General features: G+C 71.5%; 24 protein-coding genes. 12 read left to right on the top strand and 12 right to left on the bottom strand.

Annotated features, from left to right (window positions below; all coding sequences use genetic code 11):
- The first annotated feature begins 72 nt into the window (after positions 1–72).
- Positions 73–1,137 (top strand): LacI family DNA-binding transcriptional regulator, encoded by a 1,065-nt coding sequence (locus ACZ6S4_RS08785; protein WP_465474324.1) that lies wholly within the window; start codon positions 73–75, stop codon positions 1,135–1,137.
- A 625-nt stretch (positions 1,138–1,762) separates the two neighbouring features.
- Here ACZ6S4_RS08785 and ACZ6S4_RS08780 read toward each other — a convergent pair.
- Positions 1,763–2,770 (bottom strand): LacI family DNA-binding transcriptional regulator, encoded by a 1,008-nt coding sequence (locus ACZ6S4_RS08780; RefSeq protein WP_465474323.1) that lies wholly within the window; start codon positions 2,768–2,770, stop codon positions 1,763–1,765.
- 34 nt (positions 2,771–2,804) lie between these two features.
- On the opposite strand from ACZ6S4_RS08780, the gene ACZ6S4_RS08775 reads away from it, so the two are divergent.
- On the top strand, positions 2,805–3,842 hold the full coding sequence (locus ACZ6S4_RS08775; protein WP_465474322.1) for a zinc-dependent alcohol dehydrogenase: 1,038 nt from the start codon (positions 2,805–2,807) through the stop codon (positions 3,840–3,842).
- A gap of 5 nt (positions 3,843–3,847) precedes the next feature.
- Entirely contained in the window at positions 3,848–5,503 is a 1,656-nt protein-coding gene (locus tag ACZ6S4_RS08770; protein WP_465474321.1) for an FAD-dependent oxidoreductase, read from the top strand.
- A gap of 38 nt (positions 5,504–5,541) precedes the next feature.
- Here ACZ6S4_RS08770 and ACZ6S4_RS08765 read toward each other — a convergent pair whose 3' ends face one another.
- Entirely contained in the window at positions 5,542–6,684 is a 1,143-nt protein-coding gene (locus ACZ6S4_RS08765; RefSeq protein ID WP_465474320.1) for a glycoside hydrolase family 12 protein, read from the bottom strand.
- 310 nt (positions 6,685–6,994) lie between these two features.
- On the opposite strand from ACZ6S4_RS08765, the gene ACZ6S4_RS08760 reads away from it, so the two are divergent.
- Positions 6,995–7,345, top strand: a complete 351-nt coding sequence (locus ACZ6S4_RS08760) for a histone-like nucleoid-structuring protein Lsr2 (protein WP_465474319.1) — start codon at positions 6,995–6,997, stop codon at positions 7,343–7,345.
- A gap of 263 nt (positions 7,346–7,608) precedes the next feature.
- Positions 7,609–8,685 carry an NAD-dependent epimerase/dehydratase family protein gene (locus tag ACZ6S4_RS08755; protein ID WP_465474318.1) on the top strand — a complete coding sequence of 359 codons (1,077 nt, stop codon included), beginning with the start codon at positions 7,609–7,611 and terminating at the stop codon, positions 8,683–8,685.
- 60 nt (positions 8,686–8,745) lie between these two features.
- Here ACZ6S4_RS08755 and ACZ6S4_RS08750 read toward each other — a convergent pair whose 3' ends face one another.
- Complete coding sequence (locus ACZ6S4_RS08750) at positions 8,746–9,036, bottom strand: hypothetical protein (RefSeq protein ID WP_465474317.1); 291 nt, start codon at positions 9,034–9,036, stop codon at positions 8,746–8,748.
- Between the two features lie 101 nt (positions 9,037–9,137).
- A complete protein-coding gene (locus ACZ6S4_RS08745) occupies positions 9,138–12,215 on the bottom strand; it encodes a putative bifunctional diguanylate cyclase/phosphodiesterase (RefSeq protein WP_465474316.1) in 3,078 nt (1,025 codons plus the stop codon).
- 78 nt (positions 12,216–12,293) lie between these two features.
- Here ACZ6S4_RS08745 and ACZ6S4_RS08740 point away from each other — a divergent pair, with 78 nt between their 5' ends.
- The 7 genes from ACZ6S4_RS08740 to ACZ6S4_RS08710 all read left to right on the top strand — a co-directional run bounded on the left by ACZ6S4_RS08740 (position 12,294) and on the right by ACZ6S4_RS08710 (position 17,935).
- The gene (locus tag ACZ6S4_RS08740; RefSeq protein WP_465474315.1) at positions 12,294–12,938 is read left to right on the top strand and encodes a class I SAM-dependent methyltransferase; all 645 of its coding nucleotides are present in this window, start codon (positions 12,294–12,296) and stop codon (positions 12,936–12,938) included.
- Between the two features lie 92 nt (positions 12,939–13,030).
- The gene (locus tag ACZ6S4_RS08735; protein WP_465474314.1) at positions 13,031–14,254 is read left to right on the top strand and encodes an NRAMP family divalent metal transporter; all 1,224 of its coding nucleotides are present in this window, start codon (positions 13,031–13,033) and stop codon (positions 14,252–14,254) included.
- Positions 14,255–14,269: 15 nt separating this feature from the next.
- Entirely contained in the window at positions 14,270–15,031 is a 762-nt protein-coding gene (locus ACZ6S4_RS08730; protein ID WP_465474313.1) for a LamB/YcsF family protein, read from the top strand.
- Complete coding sequence (locus tag ACZ6S4_RS08725; RefSeq protein ID WP_465474312.1) at positions 15,028–15,795, top strand: putative hydro-lyase; 768 nt, start codon at positions 15,028–15,030, stop codon at positions 15,793–15,795. The genes ACZ6S4_RS08730 and ACZ6S4_RS08725 overlap by 4 nt, the downstream gene beginning before the upstream one ends.
- Positions 15,792–16,409, top strand: a complete 618-nt coding sequence (locus ACZ6S4_RS08720; RefSeq protein ID WP_465474311.1) for a 5-oxoprolinase subunit B family protein — start codon at positions 15,792–15,794, stop codon at positions 16,407–16,409. Before ACZ6S4_RS08725 ends, ACZ6S4_RS08720 begins: the two co-directional genes overlap by 4 nt.
- Positions 16,406–17,260, top strand: coding sequence for a 5-oxoprolinase subunit C family protein (locus ACZ6S4_RS08715; protein WP_465474310.1), 855 nt, complete (start codon positions 16,406–16,408; stop codon positions 17,258–17,260). Before ACZ6S4_RS08720 ends, ACZ6S4_RS08715 begins: the two co-directional genes overlap by 4 nt.
- 33 nt (positions 17,261–17,293) lie before the next feature.
- Positions 17,294–17,935: a GntR family transcriptional regulator gene (locus tag ACZ6S4_RS08710; protein ID WP_465474309.1), complete on the top strand. Its 642-nt coding sequence runs from the start codon at positions 17,294–17,296 to the stop codon at positions 17,933–17,935.
- 10 nt (positions 17,936–17,945) lie between these two features.
- Here the strand turns inward: ACZ6S4_RS08710 and ACZ6S4_RS08705 are convergent, their stop codons facing one another.
- The 8 genes from ACZ6S4_RS08705 to ACZ6S4_RS08670 form a co-directional block, all read right to left on the bottom strand.
- On the bottom strand, positions 17,946–18,680 hold the full coding sequence (locus ACZ6S4_RS08705; protein WP_465474308.1) for an HAD-IA family hydrolase: 735 nt from the start codon (positions 18,678–18,680) through the stop codon (positions 17,946–17,948).
- Between the two features lie 23 nt (positions 18,681–18,703).
- Entirely contained in the window at positions 18,704–19,465 is a 762-nt protein-coding gene (locus ACZ6S4_RS08700; RefSeq protein ID WP_465474307.1) for an ROK family protein, read from the bottom strand.
- Between the two features lie 35 nt (positions 19,466–19,500).
- Positions 19,501–20,412 carry a DNA-3-methyladenine glycosylase family protein gene (locus ACZ6S4_RS08695; RefSeq protein WP_465474306.1) on the bottom strand — a complete coding sequence of 304 codons (912 nt, stop codon included), beginning with the start codon at positions 20,410–20,412 and terminating at the stop codon, positions 19,501–19,503.
- Between the two features lie 365 nt (positions 20,413–20,777).
- On the bottom strand, positions 20,778–22,031 hold the full coding sequence (locus tag ACZ6S4_RS08690) for a Pecanex-like protein 1 (RefSeq protein WP_465474305.1): 1,254 nt from the start codon (positions 22,029–22,031) through the stop codon (positions 20,778–20,780).
- 102 nt (positions 22,032–22,133) lie between these two features.
- Positions 22,134–22,922, bottom strand: a complete 789-nt coding sequence (locus ACZ6S4_RS08685) for a DUF4142 domain-containing protein (protein ID WP_465474304.1) — start codon at positions 22,920–22,922, stop codon at positions 22,134–22,136.
- A 209-nt stretch (positions 22,923–23,131) separates the two neighbouring features.
- A complete protein-coding gene (locus tag ACZ6S4_RS08680) occupies positions 23,132–23,818 on the bottom strand; it encodes a COG4315 family predicted lipoprotein (protein ID WP_465474303.1) in 687 nt (228 codons plus the stop codon).
- A 338-nt stretch (positions 23,819–24,156) separates the two neighbouring features.
- Positions 24,157–24,933, bottom strand: a complete 777-nt coding sequence (locus ACZ6S4_RS08675) for an anti-sigma factor family protein (RefSeq protein WP_465474302.1) — start codon at positions 24,931–24,933, stop codon at positions 24,157–24,159.
- Positions 24,930–25,607 (bottom strand): sigma-70 family RNA polymerase sigma factor, encoded by a 678-nt coding sequence (locus ACZ6S4_RS08670; RefSeq protein ID WP_212987627.1) that lies wholly within the window; start codon positions 25,605–25,607, stop codon positions 24,930–24,932. Before ACZ6S4_RS08670 ends, ACZ6S4_RS08675 begins: the two co-directional genes overlap by 4 nt.
- Positions 25,608–26,295: the final 688 nt, after the last annotated feature.

Here is a 26,295-nt window from a genome sequence, read left to right as displayed (position 1 = left end):
CTGCCGTGACCGGCGGCAACAGGACGGCCATGGCGGCAACAGGACTGGCTGACGAGGCCTAGGGTCAGGAGAGTGAAGAGACCGACGATCGCCGATATCGCCCGCGAGGCCGGGGTCTCCAAGGGCGCCGTCTCCTACGCGCTGAACGACCGGCCCGGCGTATCCGAGGACACCCGCGCGCGCATCCTCGCGATCGCCGACCGCCTGGGTTTCCGGGCCAGCGCTGCCGCACGGGCGCTCGCCGGGGCACCCGCCAAGGTCGTCGGGCTCGCGTTGCGGCGGCCGGCCAGCACGCTGGGTGTCGAGCCGTTCTTCATGGAGCTGGTCAGCGGGCTCGAGGCCGAACTGTCCACTCGCTCGTACGCGTTGCTCCTGCAGATGGTCCCCGACGACGACCCGGCGGCCGAGATCGAGGTCTACCGGCAGTGGTGGATCGAGGGCCGGGTCGACGGGGTGCTGCTCTGTGACGTCCGCGCGGACGATCCACGGGTGCCGGCCGTGGCGGAGATCAGGCTGCCTGCCGTCGTCGTGGGGCCGCCTACCGAGGGTGAGCTGGTGCCGAGTCTCTGGTCCGACGACGCGGTGTCGGTGACCGAGGCGGTCGAGCACCTGGCCGGGCTCGGTCACCGCCGGATCGCCCGGGTCGCCGGGATTCCCGAGCTGGCCCACACCGGCGCCCGCAGCCGCGCCTTCGCCGAGACCTGCGAACGGCTGGGGATCACCGAAGCGCCCCCGATCTGGACCGACTACACCGGAGAGGCCGGCGCCCAGGCCACCCGCGACCTGCTGCACACCCGGCCGCGGCCGACCGCGATCGTGTACGACAACGACATCATGGCGATCGCCGGGCTCGCCACCGCTCAGGAACTGGGCTTCGCCGTGCCGGCCGATTTGTCCATAGTCGCCTGGGACGATTCGCCGGTCTGTGGGCTCGTGCATCCGCCGCTGACCGCGCTCACCCGCGACATCGTCGCCTACGGCGAGAACGCGGCCCGGCTGCTGCTGGCCGTCATCGCGGGCGACGAGGTCGCCAGTCGGCTGGACGAGCCGGCCCATCTGGTCGCCCGCGCGAGCACGGCACCGCCGCCGCCGGCCACGGAAAACAAAGAGCAGAGGAGAACGGCCGCCGCTGATTGAGCCCGGCGAAGCGGACGCCGGACGCCGGACGCGGGAGGCGGGAGGCGGGAGGCGGGAGGCGGAACGGGCAGCGCGGAACGTGGAACGCGGGAGGCGCTAGGCGCACATGCAAGGCGCAGCGCGAAACGCGCACGGCGGGAACACGCGAGGCGCAGGGCGAACGCGCACGGCGAGAACACGCGAGGCGCAGGGCGAACGCGCACGGCGAGAACACGCGAGGCGCAGGGCGAACGCGCACGGCGAGAACACGCGAGGCGCAGGGCAAACGCGCACGGCGAGAACACGCGAGGCGCAGGGCAAACGCGCACGGCGAGAACACGCGAGGCGTAGGGCGAACGCGCAGCGCGGAACGCGCAAGGCAGCACCCCGAACGCACAAAGCGGCATGCGGGACCCGCGCAAGGCGCAAGGCGAACGGGCGAGGCGAGGCGAGGCGAGGCGCAAGGCGAACGCGCGAGGCGAACGCGCGAGGCGCGAGCCGCAAGGCGCAAGCCGCAAGCCGCAAGGCGTGAGGCCCAAGGCGCAGCGCGAAACGCGCAAGGCGGAACTCCGAAGACAGAAGGGCGCGGGGCGAAGACGCAAGGACAAAAGCCCAAGACGCAAGGCGAACGGGAAAGCAAACCCCCTCAAGCAGGCCCAGTACTCCGCCGCACCTCAAGACGCCCACCCTCAGCCTGCACCGGCGCCCGAACCTCCCCATCCAACGCCGCAAACAACTGCGCCGCAGCTAATCCCCCATAAGCCGCGATATCCCGCCGAACGACCGTCAACGGCGGCCCCACCACCTGACACAGCGGCGAATCCTCACAAGCCACTACCGACAGATCCGCCGGCACCGCAACCCCCATCTCCCCCGCCACCCCCAGCCCGGCCACCGCCATCACGTCGTTGTCGTAAACGATCGCCGTCGGCCGCTCCGGCCCAGCCAGCAGCAGCTCCCGAGTCCGTTCCGCCCCCGCCCGACCTGTGTAGTCAGCCCGCACGATCGTCAGCGTCATCCCCCGCTCCGCGCACGCCCGGGCCATCGCCTCGTCCCGGATCGCCGTATGCACCATCCCCGCCGGCCCGCTGACCCGGGCCACCCGGACGTGGCCCAGCTCAGCCAGGTGCTCCACCAGCTCCAACGTCCATCCCCGGTCGTCGCACCACGCCCCGGGCATGCCGTCGTCCGGTGTGCTCGCGATCAGCGCCGCCGGCAGGCCCAGCCGGCGCACCGCCGCCAAGCGGGGGTCGTCCACCCGCGGGTCGCAGATCAGTACGCCGTCGACCCGGCGTTCGGCGCTCCACCGGCGGTGGACCTGTGCCTCCTCCTCCAGGTCGGCCACCAGCTGCAACGCCAGACCGAAGCCGCGGACGGCCAGTTCCTCCTGGATGCCGGCGATCAGCTGGCGGCGGAAGACCTCCACGGTCAGCGCGGCCGATGAGCGCAGCAGCACGAGACCGATCGCGTGGGCCGCCGCACCGTGCAGTGCCAGCGCCGGGCCGTTCGCGCGGTAGCCGAGTTCGCGGGCGATGCCCAGGATGCGCTGGCGCAGGTCCGCGGAGACGCCGGGACGGCCGTTCAGCGCGTACGAGACGGCGATCCGGGACACGCCGGCACGCCGGGCGATGTCGGCCATCGTCGCTGCTCGCACGGCTTAGCGTAAACCCAGGTCCTATGCTCCAGCCATGATGCGCGTCGTGGTGCTGCCGGGCGGGGTCCAGGTCGTCGAGGCCGCGATCCCGGAACCGGGACCGGGTGAGGCACAGTTGCGGATGGTGGTGGCCGGCGTCTGCGGCTCCGACACGCACGCCCTGCGGGGCCGGCATCCGAACGTTCATCCGCCGTACGCGCCCGGGCATGAGGTGGTCGGGGTGGTCACCGCAGTCGCAGCGGATGTGACCTCGGTCCGGGTCGGGCAGCGGGCCACCGTCGAACCCGACCTGCCCTGCTGGGAGTGCAAGCAGTGCCGGGCCGGGCGGCAGAACCTGTGCGAGCGGCTCGGGTTCTTCGGCTGCGGGTCCGAGCAGGGCGGGATGGCCGACGTGTTCACCATCGACGCGCGGCGCCTGCATGTTGTGCCCGACGACTTCGACGATGCGACCGCGGCCCTGATCGAGCCGCTCTCCACTCCCGTGCACGCGATCCGGCTGGCCGGCGGGGTTCGCGGCCGGGCGGTGGCGATTCTCGGGGTGGGGACGATCGGTCTGCTGACCTTGAAAGCGGCGCGGGCGCAGGGCGCCCGGCGGATCGTCGTGACGGCGCGCTCGGCGAGCAGCCGCAAGCGGGCGCTGGCGTTCGGCGCGGACGCCGCCGTGGACGCGACGGCTGCGGACGCTGCCGATCAGGTACGGGCAGCGCTCGGCGAGAGCGCCGACGTGGTGTTCGACTGCGTGGCCGAGCAGTCGACGATGACACAGTCGCTGGCGATCGCCGACAAGGGTGGAACCGTCGTGGTGGTCGGTGTGCCGGCCGGCGAGGTGACGATTCCGCTCGCGTTGCTGCAGGACAGCCAGTTGCGGATCGAGGGCAGTGCCACGTACCTGCCGGAGGACTACGCGGATGCGATGGTGCTGCTCCGCGACGGCGTAGTTACCGCGGCCGATTTCGTGACGGCGGTCCGGCCCTTGAGTGAGGCCGCGGCGGCCTTCGCCGATGCCGAGAGCGGGGAGCACATCAAGGTGCTCGTCAAGTCTGGTTCGATCGGCGTCGACGTGGTGAGCTGAGCGGCATGACGGACTACGACATCGTCGTCGTGGGCAGTGGGTTCGGCGGGAGTGTCACCGCGTTGCGGCTGACCGAGAAGGGTTACCGGGTCGGTGTGCTCGAGGCCGGCCGGCGCTTCACCCCCGAGACGCTGCCCAGGACGTCCTGGGATCTGCGGGCGTTCCTCTGGGCGCCCGCGCTGGGCCTGCGCGGCATCCAACGGATCACCCTGCTCAAGGACATCGTCGTGCTCTCCGCGGCGGGCGTCGGCGGCGGTTCGCTGGTCTACGCGAACACGCTCTACCAGCCGCCGGCCGCGTTCTTCGCCGATCCGCGCTGGGCCGGCATCACCGATTGGGCCCGCGAGCTGGAGCAGCACTACGCGCAGGCCTCCCGGATGCTGGGCGTCACCGTGCAGCCGTCGATGACGCCCTCGGACGAGGTGATCCAGGCCGTCGCGCAGGACATGGGAGTCGGCGGCACTTTCCGGCGTACCCCGGTCGGAGTTTTCTTCGGTGAGCCCGGCAAGACCGTGCCGGATCCCTATTTCGGCGGGGCCGGGCCCGCCCGGACCGGGTGCATCGAGTGCGGTGACTGCATGATCGGGTGCCGGCTCGGGGCCAAGAACCGGCTCGACCTCAACTACCTCTACCTCGCCGAGCGGGCCGGTGCGGTCGTGCACCCGGACACCACGGTCTCGGCGTTGCGGCCCGTCGGCGAAGGCTGGGAGCTGACCACCTCGCAGGGCACGTTCACCGCGCGGGAGGTGGTGCTGTCGGCCGGGGCGCTCGGCACGCAGCGGCTGCTGCACGCCATGCGGGACACCGGTGTGCTGCCCGCGCTCTCCGACCGGCTCGGCGCGCTGACCCGGACCAACTCCGAGGCGCTGCTCGGCGCGCAGTCTGTGTCCGTACCGGAAAAGCCGTTCTCCCGCGGGGTCGCGATCACCTCGAGCTTCCACCCGGACGCCGAGACCCACATCGAGCCGGTCCGCTACGGGCCCGGCAGCAACGCGATGGGCCTGCTCACCACCCTGCTGGTGGACGGCGGCGGCCGCGTGCCGCGGCCGGTCCGCTTCCTCGGCCAGGCGCTGCGGCACCCGCGCACGCTGCTGCGGTCACTGTCGAAGCGACGTTGGAGCGACCGGACCATCATCGCGCTGGTCATGCAGACCGTCGACAACTCTTTGACGGTACGGCGCACCAAGCGCGGCCGGCTCACCACCGGGCCCGGCCACGGCCCGGTCAACCCGACCTGGATCCCGGTCGGTCACGAGGCGGTACGCCGGATGGCCGCCAAGATCGGTGGTCATCCCGGCGGCTCGGTGGGTGACGTCTTCGACATCCCGATGACCGCGCACATCCTCGGCGGCGTGACCATCGGCGACTCCCCCGCGACCGGCGTGGTCGACCCCTACCAGCGGGTGTACGGCTACCCCGGCCTGCACGTGGTGGACGGTTCGGTGATCCCGGCCAACCTCGGGGTGAACCCGTCGCTGACCATCACCGCGCTGGCCGAGCGGGCCCTGTCGCTGTGGCCCAACAAGGGTGAGGCCGATCCGCGGCCCGCTCTCGGCGCACCTTACGAACGCCGCGATCCGGTGGCACCCCGTTCCCCCGCGGTGCCGGCCCACGCCCCCGCGGCCCTGCGGATAACGCCGGCCGCCCCGCCGCCGGGTTGATCGGCGACGGGGCGGGGCTGCTGTGATGCTGGTGGGGATCAGGCCCTGGTGCAGGCCGACCCGTTGAGGGTGAACGCGGACGGGCTGGCGAAGGTGCCGCTGTAGGTGCCCTGGAAGCCGAACGAGGTGCTGCCGCCGGCCGGGATGCTGCCGTTGTGTGTCGAGTTCCGGGCGGTGAGCGCGCCGCTGGTGCCGGACAGCGTGGCGTTCCACGAGTTGGTCACCGCCTGGCCACCCGGGAGGGTGAAGCCGAGCGTCCAGCCGTTGAGCGTGCTGCTGCCGGTGTTGGCCACGGTCACGTTGGCCACGAAGCCGCTGCCCCACGAGTCGGCCGCGTAGGTCACGCGGCAGGCCGCGGTGCCGGGCGGCGGGGTGGTGGGTCCGCCGGGCGGCGGGGTCGTCGGGTTCGCGGGCGGGGCGCCGCCTCCGTTGACCGCCGCGGAGAAGCTGTTCACGGCCAGGCCGGTGCCGCCGATCCACGGCTCGAAGCCGGCCTGAATGCTGGTCAGGTACCAGGAGTTGGTGATCGCGCCGCGGTTGCGCACGTCGTTGATGAAGTCCAGGACGCTGAAGCTCCAGCTCGAGATCGCCGACGGCGCGACGTACGAGATGACGTTGTTGGAGCCGTTGCTGCCCTGCCAGACCTGCCAGGTGCGGCCGCCGATGGTGGTGTTGCCCACGGCCGAGCCGATCGGCTGGATCGAGCCCTGCTTGTTGAACCAGATCATGATCTCCATGGCGTTGACACCGTCGCGCCGGGGCGTCGGGTCCAGCCAGATGTCGTACGACGCGTTGTAGGTCGCACCGGAGACGAAGTTGTAGTTGATGCTGCTCGTCGCGCTGCTGATCGAGCTGACCTGCATCGGCAGATTCGTGCCGGGCGAACAGTTCGTGTAATGGCAGCCGAAGAAGATCGACGGGTAGGACACCGGCGCGCCACTGGTGCTGCCGACGCCCTGCTGGGAGGTGATGGAGAAGCCGCTGCCGGTGACATTGATGCACTGCTGGGCGGTGGTGCCCCAGCGGTTGTTCTGCACCACGTAACGGCCACCGATGGTGGTCGAGCCGTACTGCTCGCAGATCTGCGTGTCCGCACTGGCGGGACCGGCGACCACGGTTGTCGTGATCGCGCCCGCGGCGAGCAGAGCGGCGGCCGTGACGGCCCGGATGACACGTCTCATGACTGCTCCTGGTGGTGGGGATGCCCCGGGGAAGGGGCGGCGTGGGAGCGCTCCCACGCAACGTACAACACATTGACAGGCGTGAGAAGTGTTGCGGAGAAGTTTCGTAAAGTTCTCCGCGCCGGCGGCCCGCCCACCCCGGGTCCGGCGGCCCATTCGCCGGCGGCACCGTGGGCCGGACCCGGAGAATGGGGACGGATGATCTGCGCGACATGCAGGGCGGACAATTTGCACACGTCGGCACGGCCGGACAGAATGAATACGCAGGAATTCTCATAGACAATGGCACCGTCCCGGGAGCAACCACATCATGGCCAAGCAGGTAATTACCCTTCTGACCGATGACCTCGACGGCGGCGAGGCCGACCGCACCGTCGAGTTCGGACTCGACGGTGTGAACTACACGATCGACCTGTCGGAGAAGAACGCCGGCAAGCTGCGTAAGGCATTGGACCCCTACCTCGCGGTGGCGACGCGGGTCGGCCGGTCCGGTGTCGAGTCGCGTTCCACCCGCCGCGGTGGCGCCCCGGCGAGCACCGGCCGCGCCAGCCGGGACCAGAATCAGGCCATTCGGGAGTGGGCCGGCAAGAACGGCTACGAGGTCTCCGAGCGGGGCCGCATCCCGAGCTCGATCGTCGAGGCGTACCACAGCAAGCGATAGCTCCCGCACCAGCAAATCGGCGCCGCCCGGTGGGCGGCGCCGATTTGTGCTTAAGGATGGTTAAGGCGTTCTCCGCCCAGGTACGGCAACAGCTTGTCCAGCCGCCGGCAGATCCCGCACCCGGATGCCGGTGGCGTGCCCGGACCGCGTTCACGATCGCCGCGGGCGAGCCCACGATGCCGATCTCGCCGATGCCCTTGCTGCCCACCGCTCCCACCCGGGCCCCGGTGGTTCAACCTCGGCCCGCCGGGTACCAGCACACGATGCGAGTGGTGATCGTCGGAGCGACCGGGAACTCAGGCACGGCCCTGCTCCGCAGGCTGCGGAACGAGCCGGGCGTCGATCTCGCCGGGGTCGTCCGCCGGCTGCCGCCCCGGGTCGAGCCGTACGACGCGGTGGAGTGGCACTCCTGCGACATCGGGGCTCCGGGCGCCGCGCAGCAGCTGACCGAGATCTTCCGGGGCGCCGACGCGGTCGTGCACCTCGCCTGGCAGATCCAGCCCAGCCACGACCAGCGGCTGCTGTTCCGCACCAACGTGCTGGGCAGCCGGACGGTGGTCGAGGCCGTGCTGCGCGCCGGGGTGCCGACGCTGGCCTACGCCTCCTCGGTCGGGGCCTACGCACCCGGCCCGAAGCACGCCTTCGTCACCGAGGCGTGGCCCCGCACGGGGGTGCTCGGTTCCTCCTACAGCCGGCACAAGGCGCTGGTCGAGGGCCTGCTGGACCGGGTGGAGTCGGATCATCCGACGCTGCGGATCGTCCGGCTGCGGCCGGGGCTGATCTTCCAGCGCGACATCGGTACGGAGATCGGCCGGTACTTCGCCGGGCCGCTGCTGCCCGCGCGGCTCCTGAAGTTCGGGCGCATCCCGGTGATCCCCTCGCATCCGGGGCTGCGGGTGCAGGCGGTGCACGCGGACGATGTGGCTGATGCGTACGCCCGGGCTCTGCTGGCCGATGTGCGCGGCGCTTTCAACGTGGCCGCGGGTCCGGTGCTGGATCCCGCGGTCGCGGCGGCCGCGTTCCAGGGCCGGGAGGTGCCGGTGCCGGGCTTCGTCCTGCGCGGCGCGGCCGATCTGAGCTGGCGGTTGCGCTTGCAGCCGGTCGACGTGGGCTGGGTTCGGCTGGGGCTCAAGGCGCCGCTGATGTCGTGCGACCGGATCAAGGCGGAGCTGGGCTGGCGGCCGCTGGTGGACGCGGTGCACACCCTCAAGGAGCTGGTGGCCGGCCTGGCCGACCGGGCCCACACGGACAGCCCGCCGTTGTCCGGTGATCCCGCGCTGCCGGGCCGCCTGGGCGGGGTCCTGCGCGGCCGGCTGCCCGGCTCGGGCAACCCGTACTGACATGCTGCGGCAGGCCCGGCTGCCGAAGCGTCCGGGCCTGCTGGAACACCGTATGGCGGGTCAGCGCCGGCCACCCCCGGTGCTGATGATGACCACGCCACCGCCACCTCCGCGGTAGCGGTAGCAGTGCCGGCGGCGGTCGTCGCGGCTCGGCGTGCGAGCGCTCCAGTCGTCGCCGTCGTCCCAGTCGTGCCAGTTGTGGTGCCAGGGGAACCAATGGCCGTTCGATTGGTACCAGCAGTGGCGCCGGTGGTCGGGCACCGAGCCGGAGGCTGAGGCGGGGGCCGAGACAGCGAGACTGGAGCCGATCGCCAGCAGCACACCGGCGAGGAGCAGGCCCGGACGTCGCATGGTTTGTCCTTTCAGGGTCGGTTGGTGAACACCCGAAAGTCTTTCGCGTTCCCTCGCCGGCCGAGAGGGCTTCCGCATAAAAATCAAATGCAGTGGAAAAGTCAGGCCACGGCGAGCGGCAGCGGGTTGCGCAGCCAGGCCAGCGCCTCGGTCGCGTCCAGTGGCGCCGAGTAGTAGTAGCCCTGCCCCAGCGGACAGCCGAGCTGGGCCAGGATGAGCCGGTGGGTGGCGTCCTCGATGCCCTCGGCGACCACGGTCAGATTGAGGGTGCGGGCCAGGCTCACGATGCCGGCCACCAGGGCGAGCTGCTGCTCGCTGCCGACCATGTCGTCGATGAAGGTCTTGTCGATCTTCAGCACGTCGATCGGGCGCTGCCGCAGATAACCCAGCGACGAGTAGCCGGTGCCGAAGTCGTCGATCGCGATCCGCACGCCGAGCTCCTGCAACACGGCCAGATCAGCCCAGATCTGCTCGTCGTCGCCCATCAGCAGGGTCTCGGTGATCTCCAGCATCAGCGCCCGGGCCGGCACCCCGGCGTACTCCAGCGAGGCCTTGACCTGCTCGACGAAGCCGGACTGGCGGAACTGGCGGACCGAGACGTTGACCGAGACGTACGGCTGGCGGGCCCGCGGCAGGATGCGCCGCCACTGCGCGACCGTGTGCAGGGCCTGGTCGAGGACCCAGCGGCCCATCGGGACGATCAGCCCGCTCTCCTCGGCCACCTCGATGAACTCGTCCGGCGCGATGACCCCGCGCTGCGGATGGTGCCAGCGGACCAGCGCCTCGAAGCCGACCGCCTCGTCGGTGGCGAGGTCGACGATGGGCTGGAACTGGAGCAGGAAGTGCCCCTCGTTGACCGCGTGGTCCAGCGCCGAGCGCAGTTCCAGCCGCTCCACCATCGCGCTGTGCAGGTGGGACTGGTAGCGCCGCCACTGGTTCTTACCGGCGCCCTTCGCCACGTACAGGGCCAGGTCGGCCTGGCGCAGCAGGGCGTCGGCGGTGTCCGCCTCCGGCGTGGTGGTGATGCCGATGCTGGCGACGGCCTGCAGCGGCCCGCCGTCGACGATGATCGGCTCGGACAGCGCGGCCAGGATCCGGGTGGCCGTCTCCTCGACCGCCCCGGGGTCCTGCACGTTCTCCACCAGCGCGGCGAACTCGTCGCCGCCGAGCCGGGCCGCCGTGTCGTCGGCCCGCAGCGCGCCGGCGATCCGCCCGGCCACCGCGATCAGCAGCTGGTCGCCGGTGGCGTGGCCCAGGGTGTCGTTGACGACCTTGAAATCGTCCAGGTCGATGAAGAGCACGCCGACCACCGAGCCGTCCCGGGCGCCGCGGGCCAGCGCGTGCTGGAGCCGGTCGGCGAAGAGCACCCGGTTGGCCAGCCCGGTCAGCGAGTCGTGGAACGCCTGGTGGGTGAGCTCGCGTTCGAGCTGGCGGCGCTCGGTGACGTCGCGCAGGGTGACCACCAGGCCGGCGACGGTCTGGTCCGCGCGCAGGTCCCGGCAGTGCATCTCCAGCATCACTTCGGTACGGCGCCGCCCGACAGCCCGGAAGTCCAGCCCCTCCTGCGTCCCCTCGCCACCACGGACGGCGGCGAGCACGTCAGCCAGCCGCAGCCGGTCGCCGGGATGGATCAGGTCGGGCAGGGACACGCCCACCGGGTCGGCGCCCAGCACGTGACCGGCGGACGGGCTCGCGTACCGGACCCGGTCCTCCTCGTCGATGATCAGGATGACGTCGGAGGTGTTCTGCACCAGCGTGCGGAAGTAGGCCTCGCTGTTGCGCCGGGTCACCTCCTGGCTCAGCGCGATCCGCTCCAGCGCGAGCGCGACCTGGGTGGCCAGCACCTCCAGGGCCCGCTGCAGGCCGAGCAGAGCCCAGGTGGGGCCGCCCACGTGCAGCACCCCGACGAGCGGGTCGCCGGTCGGGCGGTCCTGCAGCACCAGCGGGCAGCGCAGCACCATGTTGAACTGGGTGAGCCGGACCGCCACCGCCCAGTCGACGTCGCGGGTGGCGACCAGGCGGGCGGCCGTACCGGTGCTGCGGTCGTGGTCGGACTGGGCCGCGGCCTCGGGTGAGACGGGCTCCTCCGGCTCGGTGATGGCCATGGCGAGCACCACCCGGTGCGGCACGTCGGCCGGCAGCAGCTGGGCCACGGCCGTCCGGACCGCGTTGCCGACCTCGTCCGCATCAGCCGCGGAGACCAGCGCCGCCGAGGCCTCGCGGAGCCCCCGCTCGCGGGCCAGGGCCAGCCGGTGACTCGCCATGATGCCCGCCATCCGGGCCAGGACCAGCAGGAACGTGCAGGCGCTGAGGACGGCGACCACGTCCAGGTCGGGCACCTCACCGTCGACGCCCATCTGGAAGATCAGCACGGCCGGGGCGACCAGCGAGGCGAGGGCGAGCAGGGCGAGGCGGACCCGGCCCAGCTCGGCCAGCGGGGTGGCGACCGGCCGGGTCAGCGCGCCCATCGAGGGGATCAGCGCGGCCAGGCCGACGGCGGCGTACAGCGGGACCCGGCCGAAGGCGGCCAGGAAGGCGATGTCGTCGCGCAGGGTGACGAGATTGCCGCCGACATCGGCGAGCAGCAGGGCCAGGACACCGGCGGCGAGCCAGCCGCCGGCCGGCAGCCGCCGTCCGGAGGCGGTCAGCAGCCGGGTCAGCAGGGCCAGGCAGAGCAGATCGCCGACCGGGAACGCGACCGCGATCCACTGCCCGACCGTCGACAGCTCGGTGTCGCGCAGGTGCGGGCCGATCACGAAGGTCCAGGCCAGCAGGGCCACGCCGGAGGTCAGGGTGAGGGCGTCGAGCAGTCCGCCCCGATCGCGGCGGCCACCCGTGCGGAGCCGGACGAACCAGTAGAGCACCAGGGCCAGCGCCGGGTAGGCGGCGAGGAGCATGCCCGTACCGATCGAATGCAGGCTGGGGACGACCCGCAGGGCGTCCGGGCCGGCGCTGTAGGCCGCCGTGCCGAGGACCGAGAGCACGACCGAGACGGACAACAGGTACCACGGCCCGCGCCGGACCGGGTCGTGCCGGCGCAGGCCGGAGACCACGGCCAGCACGGCGGAGACCCCGGCGGCCAGGTGTACGGGCATCTGCCAGGCCGGCTCCAGCGCGAAGACAGCGCCGAGCGCCACCATCCAGGTGCCGAAGAGGGCAGCCGTCACTCTGGTCGACATGCTGCTCCTCTCCGCGGAGTGAAAGCCGGACGCTGCCCTGATCGGTCCCGCACCGGAGCAACTGAGCAGAATCGGTACGTGTCCACCGACTTCGTCCGCGCCAACACACGGCTCGCGCCCGTGCCCTTCCTTCCCGAACTGGTGCTGTACCAGGCCGACGAGCCGATCGAGCTCTGGGAGCGCACGGAGGCGGCCGGCGCCGAGCAGCCGCCGCCGTTCTGGGCCTTCGCCTGGGCCGGCGGGCAGGCCCTGGCCCGGCACGTACTCGACGAACCGGACCTGGTCAGCGGGCGGGCGGTGCTGGACCTGGCGACCGGCTCGGGCCTGGTCGCGGTGGCGGCGGCCCGCGCCGGGGCCCGCACGGTGACGGCCAACGACATCGATCCGCTCTCGCTGGCCGCCGCCGAGGCCAACGCCGAGGCCAACGGTGTGCCGATCCGGCTGGTGGAGGGTGATCTGCTCGCGAGCGGGTATCCGGACGCCGACGTGATCCTGGCCGGGGACGTGTTCTACAGCCGGGAGATGGCCGGACGGGTGCTGCCGTTCCTGCGGCGCGCGGCCGGGCGCGGCGCGTTGGTGCTGGTCGGGGATCCGGGGCGGGCGTACCTGCCGGTCGACGGAATGATCCGGCGGGCGACGTACGAGGTGCCGGTGCTGGAGGCGCTGGAGTCGGTGCCGGTACGGCGGACGAGCGTGTGGCAGGTGGATTTTACGAGCCGGTAACCGCAGATTGTTCAACAACTCTTGTGGGATCGTTGAACAATCCCTACCGTCAGGGGTGCCTCCATCGAACTACCCCGATCCGAGGAGTGCCCATGGCCACGCAGACCCCAACCCCCGCCCGCACCCGCCGTACCGCCCTGATCGGTGCCATCTTCCTGATGGCGACCAGCGCGATCGGGCCCGGATTCATCACTCAGACCACCACTTTCACGGCGGCCCTGGGCGCCGCGTTCGCGTTCGGCATCCTGATGTCGATCCTGGTGGACTTCGTCGTCCAGATGAACATCTGGCGGATCATCTCGGTCAGCGGCAAGCGGGCGCACGAGCTCGCCAACGCCGTCGTGCCGGGCGCCGGCCACCTGCTCGCGGCCCTGATCATCCTCGGTGGCCTGGTCTTCAACATCGGCAACGTGGCCGGCTCGGGACTCGGCCTGAACGCCGCCCTGGGCCTGGACCCGAAGCTCGGCGGCCTGATCAGCGCGCTGATCGCAATCTCGATCTTCCTGGTCAAGCGGGCCGGGATGGCGATGGACCGGCTGCTCATCGGGCTCGGCGTCCTGATGATCCTGCTGACCGTGTACGTCGCGATCGTCTCGGACCCACCGGTCGGCGAGGCGCTGCGCCAGACGGTCCTGCCCGACGAGATCGACTTCGCCGCGATCACCACGATCATCGGCGGTACGGTCGGCGGCTACATCACCTACTCCGGCGCGCACCGGCTGCTGGACAGCGGCACCACCGGCCCCGAGCACGCCCGCGAGGTCACCCGGGGCGCACTGACCGGCATCGCCGTCACCGGCCTCATGCGCTTCGTGCTCTTCCTGGCGATCCTCGGCGTCGTGAGCAGCGGTGTCGTGCTCGACACCAAGGGCAACGCCACCGCACAGGCCTTCGAGTCGGCGGCCGGCGAGTTCGGGCTGCGGGCGTTCGGGGTGATCCTCTGGGCGGCGGCCATCACCTCCGTGGTCGGCGCGGCGTTCACCTCGGTGTCGTTCTTCGACGCCTTCTCCAAGCGCTTCAGCGAGCCGCGCCCCCGGTCCTGGGCGACGGTCGCGTTCATCGCCGTCACCACGACCATCTTCCTGCTGATCGGCACCGCACCGTCGGCTCTGCTGGTCTTCGCCGGCGGGTTCAACGGGCTCATCCTGCCGATCGGGTTCACCATCCTGCTGTACGCCGCCTGGCGCCGGCGGGAACTGCTGCGGGGGTACGCGTACCCGGTGTGGCTGCTCGTCCTCGGCGCGCTCGTCGCGGCAGTGACCTGGTACATGGGCATCACCTCGGCCCGCTCGATCTTCGAATACCTCGCCGGCTGACCTCAGGAGGACAGAATGGATCTCAACAGCGATCTCGGCGAGGGCTTCGGCACCTGGCAGCTCGGCGACGACAACGCCATGCTCGACGTGGTCAGCAGCGCCAACATCGCCTGCGGTTTCCACGCCGGCGACCCGCGGACCCTGCTGGCCACCTGCGAACGGGCCGTCTCCCAGGGCGTCGTGATCGGCGCCCAGGTCGGCTACCGGGATCTCGCGGGCTTCGGCCGGCGCTTCATCGACTACGACAGCGCCGACCTGACCGCGGACGTGATCTACCAGCTCGGCGCCCTGGACGGGCTGGCCCGGGCGGCCGGCGACCGGGTGCTCTACGTCAAGCCGCACGGCGCCCTCTACAACTCGATCGTGCACCACGAGCAGCAGGCCGCCGCCGTGGTCGAGGCCGTCCGCCGGTACGACCCGGACCTGCCCGTGCTGGGCCTGCCCGGCTCGGTCTTCCTGCACCTGGCCGAGGACGCCGGGCTGACCACCGTCCGCGAGGCCTTCGCCGACCGCGGGTACAACCCGGACGGAACGCTGGTGTCGCGGCGCGAGCCCGGTGCGTTGCTGCACGACCCGGCCGAGGTCGCCGAGCGGATGCTGCGGCTGGTCACGGACCGGACCCTGGTCGCGGTGGACGGCTCGGTGATCAAGGTGGAGGCCGACTCGATCTGCGTACACGGTGACTCGCCGGGTGCAGTCGCGATGGCCCGGGCAGTCCATGACACCCTCTCCGCTGCCGGAATTCCGATCACCGCGTTCGCCGGGACCGGCTCGTGAAGCCGGCCGCCGGCCTGCGGGCCACGTTCCGGGCCGGGCTGGTCCGCCCGACCGCCGGACTGGCCCCCGGGGTGGCCCAGGCCAACCTGATCGCCGTGCCCCGCGACTGGGCCTGGGACATGCTGCTGTACGCGCAACGCAACCCCAAGCCGTGCCCGGTGCTCGACGTCAGCGACCCGGGCTCACCGGCCACCGTGCTGGCCGAGGGCGCCGACCTGCGCACCGACCTGCCGCTGTACCGGATCTGGCGGGACGGCCGGCTCGTCGAGGAGGTGCCGGACGCCACCGCCGCGTGGCGCGACGACCTGGTGACGTTCCTGATCGGGTGCAGCTTCAGCTTCGAGGCATCACTGATCGCCGCCGGCATCGACGTGCGGCACATCTCCACGGGGCGCAACGTGCCGATGTTCCGTACCGCCCGGGACTGCCGCCCGGCCGGGCGGATGCGCGGTGAGCTCGTCGTCTCGATGCGGCCCATTCCCGCGGGGCGGGTGGCCGAGGCCGTCACCATCAGCGCGCGCTTCCCGGCCGTGCACGGCGCCCCGGTGCACATCGGTGACCCGGCCGGGCTCGGCATCGCCGACCTGGACCGGCCCGACTTCGGCGAGCCGGTGGAGATCCGCCCGGGCGAGGTCCCGGTGTTCTGGGCCTGCGGCGTCACCCCGCAGGCAGCCGTGATGGCATCCCAGGTGCCGTACGCGATCACCCACGCGCCCGGCCACATGTTCGTGACCGACGCCCCCGACACGGAATATGAGCGATGACGAGTTTTCTCCGCTGCGGCCGCGAGGCGCTGCTGGCCGAGGTCGACGATCTCGACGCGGCCCTGGCCCTCTACGCCGCGCTGCGGTCGGCCGCCCTGCCCGGCGTGGTCGACCTGGTGCCCGCCGCCCGGACAGTCCTGATCAAGATCGACCCGGCGGTCACCTCGCCGGCGGCCGTACGGGAAGCCACTGCCGGCCTGCGCATCGACGCCCAGCGTGAGACGGGGAGCGGCACTGTGGAGATTCCGGTGCGCTACGACGGCCCGGACCTCGCCGAGGTGGCCGAACGCACCGGACTCAGCCCCGACGAGGTGGTCGCCCTGCACACGGGTTCGCGGTGGACGGTGGCCTTCGCCGGCTTCGTGCCCGGCTTCGGCTACCTCACCGGCGGCGACCCCCGGCTCGACGTGCCCCGGCGCGACTCGCCCCGCACCCGGATCCCGGCCGGCTCCGTCGGGCTGGCGGGCCGCTTCTCGGGCGTCTACCCCAGCGACAGCCCGGGCGGCTGGCAACTGATCGGCAGCACCACGGAACGCATGTGGGACCTGGACCGGCCGGAGCCGGCCCTGCTGGTCCCCGGCGTCGAGGTGATCTTCAAGGCGGTGGACCGATGACCATGACGATCCTGCGCACGGGACCGCTGACGGTGATCAAGGACGAGGGCCGGCCCGGGCACGCCGGACAGGGAGTGGCGCCCTCCGGGGCGGTGGACCGCGGCGCGTACGCCCGGGCGAACGCGCTGGTCGGCAACCCGCGCGGGGCCGCCGTGCTGGAATGCACCCTCGGCGGCCTGCGGGTCCGCTTCGACGAGCCGGCGACGGTCGCGCTGACCGGTACGGACGCGGTGCTCACTGTGGACGGTACACGCACCGCGGTCGAAGAGGTCGTCAGCGTCCCGGCCGGCGCCGAGGTGGCAGTGACCATGCCGCGGCGGGGGCTGCGCAGTTATCTCGCCGTTCGCGGTGGTCTCGCCGTACCGGCGGTGCTGGGTTCGCGCTCCACCGACCGGCTCGCCGGAATCGGCCCGGCCAAACCGGCAGTCGGCGACACCCTGCCCATCGGCCCCGCTCCCACCAACCCGTCATCTGTCGACGCGCCGCCCCGAGCGGGAGACCCGGACGGGCCGCTTGAGGTTGACCTCGGGCCCCGGGACGACTGGTTCACCGCCGCGGCGATCGAGACCCTGCTCAGCGCCGAGTTCACCGTCTCCCCCAGCAGCGACTCCGTCGGCCTGCGGCTCGACGGACCCGTGCTGACCCGCGCCCGCACCGACGAGCTGCCCAGCGAAGGCGTGGTCCGCGGCTCGGTGCAGGTGCCACCGGACGGGCACCCGATCGTCTTCCAGGCCGATCACCCGGTGACCGGCGGCTATCCGGTGATCGCCGTGCTCACCCCGGCCGCCGCCGACCGCGCCGCGCAGGCCCGCCCGGGCGCCCGGCTGCGGTTCGTGGTCGCGCCCGCGTGACGGGCCGGCTCCGGCGGCTGGTTGACTGACCCGGTGACGACGGTGGAGAAGCCCGGCTCCGCGGCCAGGGCGGTGGAGCAGCTGCGCAGTTCGATGATCAACGGTGAGCTGGCCCCGGGCACCCGGCTCTCCGAGTCCTCGCTGACCGGTCCGCTCGGCGTCTCCCGCAACACGCTGCGGGAGGCGTTCTCGACGCTGATCGAGGAGGGGCTGCTGGTCCGCCGGCCGCACCGGGGCGTCTTCGTGGCCACCCTGAGCTCGGCGCAGATCGCGGACATCTACCGGGTGCGGGTCCTGCTGGAGTGCTCGGCGCTGGAGCAGGCCCCGACCGATCCGCCCCGCGCCGCCGGGATGCGCGCCGCGGTCGACGAGGCCCAGCGCGGGGTCGCGGCCGGTGACTGGCGCGCGGTCGGCACGGCGAACATGCACTTCCACGAGCAGATCGTCGCGCTGGCCGGCAGCCCGCGGCTGGACGGCTGGATGCGCCAGCTGACCGCCGAGCTGCGTCTGGCCTTCGCCGCGGCGCCCAACATCGAGGCGCTGCACCAGCCGTTCGTCGCGATGAACGACGAGATCGCCACCCGCTACGAGGCCGGCCAGGCCCGCGAGGCGGCCGCGATGCTCCGCGACTACCTGCTCACCTCCGAACGCGTGGTCCTGGGCCACCTGCCCTGAGCCGGCCGTCTCAGGGCATTGGCAGCAGGTCACGCAGGCCGAAGCCGTCCTCCACCACGGCATCCGGCTCCGGGAAGGCGGCCGGGTCCTCACGGTCGGTGCGCGACGACCGCATCAGGATGACCGCCGCGGCGTCGGCCCGCCGGGCACACACGACGTCGCGCTGCCGGCTGTCCCCGACGAACCAGCACTTCTCCGCGCGTACGCCCAGGTCGCGGGCGGCGCGCCAGATCATCTCCGGGTTCGGCTTGCGGACGCCTGCCTCGTCGCTGTAGATCTGCACGCCGAAGAGGCCGCCGATGCCGGCCTTGGTGAGGAAGTCACGGTGCGCGGCCCCGCACAGCGTGTTGCTGACGACGGCCATCGGCAGCTCCGCGGCGCGGGCCGCCCGCAACGCCTCCGGAATGCCCGGGCGCAGGGCCCACGTCGAACGCCAGGCCCAGTCGTAGCTGAGCTTCGTGGCGTGCAGGCGTACGGCGTCCTTAGCCCGCCGTGGCCAGTCCCCGGTGACGAAGCGCTGCCAGACCTCGGCGTGCCCGAGCTCATCGGGATGGTCCTCGTCCCGCCACCGCGCGTAGGCCTGATGCCCGGCGGTCAGCGACCGGTTGATCTCGCCGGGCGTCAGCACCCCGTCGGCCAGGTTGTAGAGCCGCAGCACCAGCTCGGGTGGCGCCGGATCTTGCGGCGGGGCGTCGGCGAGCACACCACCGAAATCGAGAAGCAGGGCGGCCGGGACGCTCAGCATGCCTCCAACCTATCGAGGCGAACCTATCGGCCGCCGTCCGCCCGTAGCGTCCACGCGCGGACCCCGCCGACGATGCCGGCGGTGTTGGGCACCACCACGACGTCGTCGCCCATCCGGGCCAGCTGGGTCGGCGTGATCAGCCGCGAGTTGCCGCCGCCCAGGTAGATGCGGTCCCAGAGGAAGACCGGGCGCAGCCCCTCCACCACGTTGCGGACCCGCCGCGACCAGAGCGCGTCACCGAGCCGGCGCCGCTCGTGCTCGCCGATGTACGTGTCGTAACTCATCCCCCACCGCACCGGCGCCTGCGACATCTCCAGGTGCGGGGCGAGCTGGCCGCCGTCGAACAGCGCGCAGCCCAGCCCGGTGCCCAGGGTCAGGATCAGCTCGCAACCGGTGCCCGCGACCACGCCGGCGCCGTGCACCTCGGCGTCGTTGAGCACCAGCGTGGGCAGCCCGAACGCCTCGGCCAGCGCGGTCCGCGCGTCGAAGCCGTGCCAGGCGTCGACCAGCTCCGGATCCACCTTCGTCCGGGGGCCGCTGCGGGTCACGTAGTGCGGCGTCGCGACCACCACCCCGTGGCGCAGCATGCCCGGCATCCCGACGGTCGCCCGGTCCGCGGTCGGCAGCCGTTCGCCCAGCTCGACCAGCGTCTTGACGAACAGGTCGGGGGGCAGCGGATACGGCGTCGGGACACGCAACGGCTGGGCGCGCATCGTGCCGGCCTCGTCGAGCACCGACCCCTTGATGCCACCGCCGCCGCAGTCGATCGTCAACGTGAAAGCCACGCCCCAGTGTGCAACGTGCGTCCGGCGGATGACAGTCAGAACCTCGCGAACGATCGGATGGGCATCCGCGGGCCGAACTTGGGCGCGCTGATCCCGCCGGCCGCGAGCAACTCGCACACCCGCCCGCGGTGCCCGGCGAACGGCTCCAGCAGCTCCAGCATCCGGGCGTCGGTGCCGCGGGCCTCGCCGGCCAGCCCCCAGGCCACCGTGTTCGGGATGTGGAAGTCGCCGACGCTCACCGCGTCCGCGTCGCCGTACGTGGTGCGGACCACCTCGGCCGCCGTCCACGGGCCGATGCCCGGGATCGCGGTGAGCCGGCGGGTGGCCTCGGCGCTGTCGGCGCACTGCTCCAGCCGGGCGGCGACCACGGCCGCCCGCTGCAGGGCCTGGGTGCGGCGCTGCTCGACGCCGAAGGGATGGAAGACCCAGTACGGCGTCGCGGCCACAGCCTGCGGGTCGGGCGGCAGCAACAGCTCGGCCGGGCCCGGCGCCGGCTCGCCGAAATGCTGGACGATCGCCCGGTACGCCCGGTGCGCCTCGATGCCGGTCACCTTCTGCTCCAGGATCGCCCGGAGCAGCCGGTGGAAGATCTGGCCGGTGGCGGGCAAGCGTACCCCCGAAAAGGTCTTGGCCAGCCGTGCGACCAGCGGGTGCGCGGCCGCCCGGGCCGGGAAGTCGCCGAGGTCGTCGCGCAGGCCGGCGATCGCGTCAGCGCGATCGACCAGCCAGGCCGCGCCGGGCCCGTGCCCGGTCGCGGTGAGCTCCGCGCCGGCGCGGGCGAGATGCAAAGAGCCAGGACCCTCGGGGGTACGCGCGCAGAGCCAGAAGTCGCGGTCGTCGAACCTGCCGCAGGGGTCGTAGCGGACGACGAGCAGCGATCGCACCGTACGGGTGAAGTGGTAGCCGTCCGGCAGCTGCAGCCGGCGCGTCGTCGTCACCCGGGACACTGTGCCACCATCCGGCCGCCCGGGCCACCTTCCCCGGCGCCGGGTCACTTCCGGCGGGCCGGCCGTCCCCGGCGTGCGGACATGCCGATGGCCCTGACCGCGCTCCTGGTCAGGGCCATCGGTGCGGGTTGGCGGACACCCGAGTCGGTCCGCGTCACCCGGTAGCGGAGCTGCGTAGCTCGGCTCGAGCGGTCCCGCGCCTCCTTTCGTCAGCCGATTCCTTACTCGAACCGCCTGCCGCAGGTCTTGCCGTCCTCAGGGGGGTGGACGGCGGCCGGTTCCGACGGGGGGTCCCTCGCGGGGCGGCGACACCTGAAGGTGGCGCGCCCCGCGGGGTTCGGTCCCGGTGCGGCAGGGCTCCGTACTCAGTTCTGGTTCTGGTCGTTCTGGTTCTGGTCGTTGTTGCCACCCTGCTGGCCGCCCTGGTCCTGCTGACCGCCCTGCTGACCGCCCTGCTGGCCACCCTGGTTCTGGTCGCCGCCCTGGTTCTGGTCACCCTGGCCCTGGTCGCCCTGGTCCTGGTTGCCGCCGCCGCCGACCTCGATGCGAACCGCATCGAAGGCAGGGGTCTGGTTGGCGCGCTGCATCATCGGGATGCGGTGCGAACCGTCACCGGCCCACGAAGCGCACTGCGCGGTGCCCTCGGCAGGCAGTCCGGCGACCTGGATGGTCACCACGTCCGGGGCGGCGCTACCCTGCCGGTCCTCGGTGGCCACGAAGAACGCGGGAACCGGAGCCGGGTCGGGCGCCTCGTCGGTGTTCGCGAGCATGCGGCAGGCCGTGTGGAAGTGACCGCGGACGAGACCGCCCTGCAGGACCGAGCTCTCCACGTAGTAACCACCCTGGCCGGCCGCGAGGAAGCGGTCCCGGATCAGGTTGCGGGTGCTCACCTTGAGGGTGAACGGCGTGTTCGGGGCCACCTCGGTGGGCGCCTCGGTGATCAGCAGCGACGGGTTGTTCTCCTGCGCGCCGACCTCACCGAACTCGGTGGAGACACAACGGTTGCCGTTCTGGAAGCCGTCGTGCGCGGTCAGCTGGCTGCCCTCGCAGCTGTTGGCCAGGATGCCCAGACCGGCGCCCGGGGGCGGGGTCGCGGCGCCGCCGCCGTTGTTGCCACCGTTGTTGTTGCCACCGTTGTTACCGCCGGTGTTGCCACCGGTGTTTCCCCCACCGGTGTTGCCGCCCTCGCCGGCGTTGGTGCCGTTGCTGGACGAGGGGGCCGGGGACGCGGCGCCGCCGTTGTTGTTACCGCCGTTGTTGCCGCCGCCGCTGTTGTTACCGGCGTTCTGCATGACCCACTGCCGGCAGCGGGCGCGCATCTGCGCGGTCGTCGGCACGTCGCCCGCGCCGTCGTCCGCGTGCTGGGTCACCTTGCCACCGTTGGTGGTGTAGGTGCCCTTCTTGGTCTTGGTCGACAGCTTCGCCGACTTCGGGGCCTGGATGTTGTTACAGGCGGCCAGAGCACGCTGGGTGGAACGCTTGGTGCTCGCGTCCGAGACCTGCGTGACGGTGACGATGCCGCCGAAGGCAACCAGGGTGGCTACCGCGGCGATGATCCGGCGCCGACCGGTGAACCACTTTGACTTCGAGGATTCGCGCCGGTACTGCGACCTTCGCATGGTGACACCTTTCTCTGTCGCACACGTGGCGGGCGGTGGAGCAGCCGCCTGGGGGTGATGCCGTACGGCCTGGTCGGCTGGCCAGGTCGGACCGTCCGCGGGCTATCGCGTCCGGAAGATGCGCATGGTGGTGATCACACCGGCCACGAGGGCACCGGCGAGAACGAGGAGGATGACCGAGGTGTTCACGCCCGGTACACCGCCGGCGCCCGCGGCTGCGAGCATCTGGTTGTCGACCGGCACCGGGCCACCACCGGCCGCGGCCGGAGCCGGGGCAGTCGGCAGTGAGCCGTAGTCGACAATGCCGCTGCTCTCCAGCAGGGTCATGTGGGTCATCACGAACTGGTTCGCCTGCTGCGCGAGCTTGCGCACCGAGTCGTTGCGGGTGCTGGCCCGGATCGTCGCGATGGCCGGGAAGATCTTGCCGTGCGCGGCCCGCAGCCGGTCGATGTAGACCTGGTCGAAGGTCGCGGCCGACGACGCGTTCTTCATCTCGTTCAGCCAGCCCTGCTGGTCACTGTTGGGCTGGTTCGGCAGCGCGATGCCCAGCTTCTTGGCGACCGCGATGTCGAGCTTGTCCAGCACCACGTGCTGCTGCGAGATCGTCTTGCCGATGTTGACGACGCGGGGGTCTTCGGATTTCTCGATGGCCATGTTGCCGGCCGGGATCTCCCACAGGCCGGCGAGCCGGACCTTGATGACGAAGTCCCGGTCGGCGGCGCTGACGGCGCCGGCGCCCTTGTCGGTCAGGCCGGTGTTCGGCGGGACCGGGACGGGGCCGGGCTCCGCGGCGCGAGCCATTCCGGCCGGCGCCAGCAGCACCGTCAGGACCATTGCCAGGACGCCCACCAGCCAGCGGTGCAGCCGGCGCGAGGAGCGGGCGGCAATCATCTTTCACACCTCCGACAACGATTCGGGTAAACAATTCCGGTGGCCTGTCGGCCGGTCGAGCGAAACGCTACGAGAAGCGTTTCCTGACGGGCCCGTCAATGCGATGTATTTAGGCCCGATTTAACGAAGACTTATAGCGGTTCCGGTGTTTCGTGGTGTTGGGCGGCCGACGCCGTGGACGTCGACCGGCCGCCACCCGTACGGGTCGATCAGTAGCTGTAGTCGGAGCCCGACTCTGCGCTGCCGGCGTCGCCGGCCGAGTCGCTGCCGCCCTCTTCCTCTTCGTCCGCGGGCGGTGCGACCGCCTTGGACGGGGCCGGGAGACAGGTCAGGTTCTTCTTGCCGTCGGGAGTGATGACGAACCACTTCTTACCGACGTTCTGGCCCTTCCACTGACCGGCCTTCTTGTCACCGATGTAGGTGTACACCGGCCACTTGTCGATGGTCAGCTGCAGCGTGCCGTCCTCGCGGGTGACGGTGCCGACCTTGTCCGCGTCGACGCCCTTCAGCTTGGGCTTCTCACCCTTGTTGATGACCGCGGGCGGCCACACCTTGGCGCAGTCACCGTTGCACTCGGAGACGACCTCGGGCTTCACCTTGTCGTCGTCGAAGCGGTACAGAACGAAGCCGTCCTCGTTCTGGACCGTCTCGCCCATCCGCTTGACCTTGGCCGCGGTCAGCTCGGAGGTGACCTCGTCCGCGCTGAGCTCCGGGGCATCGGCCTCGTCGCCCTCGGGAGCGTCACCCTCCGGCTCGGCGCCGGGCGTCGGGGTGGCGGTCGCGTCGACCGCGTTCGCCGCCGGCTCCGCGCCGTAGTCGCTGGCGTTGTCCAGTCCCGCCGGGGCGCAACCGGTCAGCACGAACGCCGCCGCGATAGAGGCGCCGACGACCTTCAACTTCCGCTTCTCCGGTACCACTGGTGCCCTCCAACTGGGATCGTCGATCTCCGTGTCCGGGCTGTAGTACGCGCCGGCGCCGCCGGCGGTTGAAGAATCGGGCCAATCAATTTCCCTGAATTTCGATTGAACCGAACGCCGGCGCGGTACGTGATTCAGTGGCCCACCTGCGCTTTTGTCGCACAGCGTGCCGGACCGATTAGCAATCAGTAATTGCGCGGCGCGGCCCATTCATTTGCGCCGGGCGATCCCCGGCGCGGGAAACAACGAAGCCCGGCCGCGCTGACGCGGCCGGGCTTCGTAGTTCTGTCTCAGGTGCTTCGTACTTCTGTCTCAGGTCAGGGGACGCGGACCAGAGTCTCTGTGCCGCCCTTGTCGTCCACCGACTGGATCTGCAGGAAGGCGATGTCCGCCCGCGGCAGCGCCGTGACGGCCTGCAGCAGCAGCGGCTCAGGCTGCGCAGCCGTGCCCCAGCCCTTGTCGCCGACCTTCCAGGACGACAGCACCTCCGAAGCGCCGTCCCGGCGGACGACCACCAGCCGGCAGGTCAGTGGACCCTTGATGTTGGAGACCGCGAACGACACCTGGGTGCCCCAGTCCTTGGCCTCCAGCCCCACGTCAGCGCTGACGCCGCTGCGGGGATCCGTGCCGCCGAGCCGCTCGCCCACCAGGTCCGGCCCGCCGATGCCGGTGCCACCCTCGGCGGCCGGCAGCGGATCGAGCTGCTTGCTCGACCGGGCCTGCTGGTTCGGGTTCTGCGGGTCGGAGTTGCCGAGCCACTGACCACCGGCGAAGAGCGCGCCGATCGAGAGCATCGCGAAGACCACGACCGCCGCGGCGAGTGAGTAGAGCCGCCGGCTGTTGGCCCGGCGACGCTCCCGCTTCACCTCGCCGATCATCGTCTTGAGCATCAGGCCGTCCCGGCGCGACTGCTCGGTCGCCACCAGGGCGTCCGCGTCCACGTCCGAGAGGATGTCCACGACCGGCAGCAGCGACTCGAGCTCGATGGCGCAGGCCGGGCAGTCGATCAGGTGATCCTCGAAGCGGGAGGCGTCACGCTCGTCGAGCACGCCCAGCGCGTACGACGCGACGTCGAAGTGTTGTTCCTGTGTCATTCCGTCACCCCCCGCTGCTGCAAGGCCGTACGCAGGGCCCGCAGGGCGTAGTACACACGAGACTTGGCAGTGCCCAGCGGCAGGCCGAGAACCTCGGCCGCCTCCGGAACAGTCTTGCCGCGGAAGTACGTCTCGACCAGGATCTCACGATGCGACTGGCTGAGCGTACGGAGCGCGTCGGTCACGGTCATGAGCTGCAACACGCGGTCGGTGTCGTCGGCCGTGCTGGGAAAACTCTCCAGCTCGCGGTCGTACGTCTCCGGCGGCCGGGCGCTGACGCTGCGGTGATCGTCGATGGCGATGCGCCGGGCGACGGTGACCAGCCACGGACGCAACGACTGCTGGCCCTGGGCACCGAGCCGGTGCGCGTTGCGCCAGGCCCGCAGGAGCGTCTCCTGCACGATGTCCTCGGCCCGCTGCCGGTCGCCGCCGGTGAGCCGCAGCACGAACATCAGCAGGGGACCCGCGTGCTCCTCGTAGAGCATGCGGACAAGCGTGTCCTCGTGGCTCGCCGTCTCCGACGCAGCCCCGTGCCGGGCCTGTCGTGGAATCACGGCATCATCATTGTCCGCACCACGGCCTCCGTCGAGAGCCTGCCACCTGCCACCGGACCGCTGCTGCGTCATCGCGCACACCCTGTCCGGCGTGAGCCGCTCCATGACCAACGCATGCATCGAATCCTCCAGCCGGTGCTTTCCCCGTCGCCTGTCATACGGCTCGGAACACCGGCCGGGATCAAAGCGAACGGGAAAATTTCCGGAAGCCCGAGGGGCCGGCCGGCAGCGAGGCGCAGTTGCAAGAGATTCCTCCGGGTCCAAGCCGCGAGGGGGCGCGACTTTCATGCATAGACACCGATATGTACTCGGGGGCACGCGAATAATACTCAGCAAGCCGGCGGAGACGACAGACGCGGAGTCCGCCATCGGCTCGCCGGGAGGTGGTCTTGGTCGCGGCGGGTGCGGGCGTCCTCACCGGCTGTTGGCATTTGGCCAAGAGGGTGGGCGGGGGTGGGGTCTGGTGCGGGCGGTGCCGGGCCGCGTGGCCAGCGGAAACCGACCGGTCCGCCACGGCGGGGGCGCGAACGGTCAGCGGCCCGTCCGTCCCGGAAAACTCACAAAGATTCCGAATCGCCCACCGGGCTGGTCCGCGGCGTTCCCGAGCCTGGCCTACAGCCTGCCCGCAGCGGAGTGAGCGGCCTCGGCCATCCCGCCAGACCGGGCACTAACCGGCCCGCCGCCGGCCGGGGTAGCGAAGTGGGTGGTCCCGGCCATCCCGCCCGGCCTGGCCCAACCGGCCCAGCGCCAGCCCGGGGTAGCGAAGTGGGTGGTCCCGGCCATCCCGCCCGGCCTGGCCCAACCGGGC

It is taken from the genome of Actinoplanes sp. NPDC051405 (genome assembly GCF_055586185.1).
Note: the sequence above shows the minus strand (reverse complement) of the source record. Positions and strands in the feature narration are given on the sequence as shown.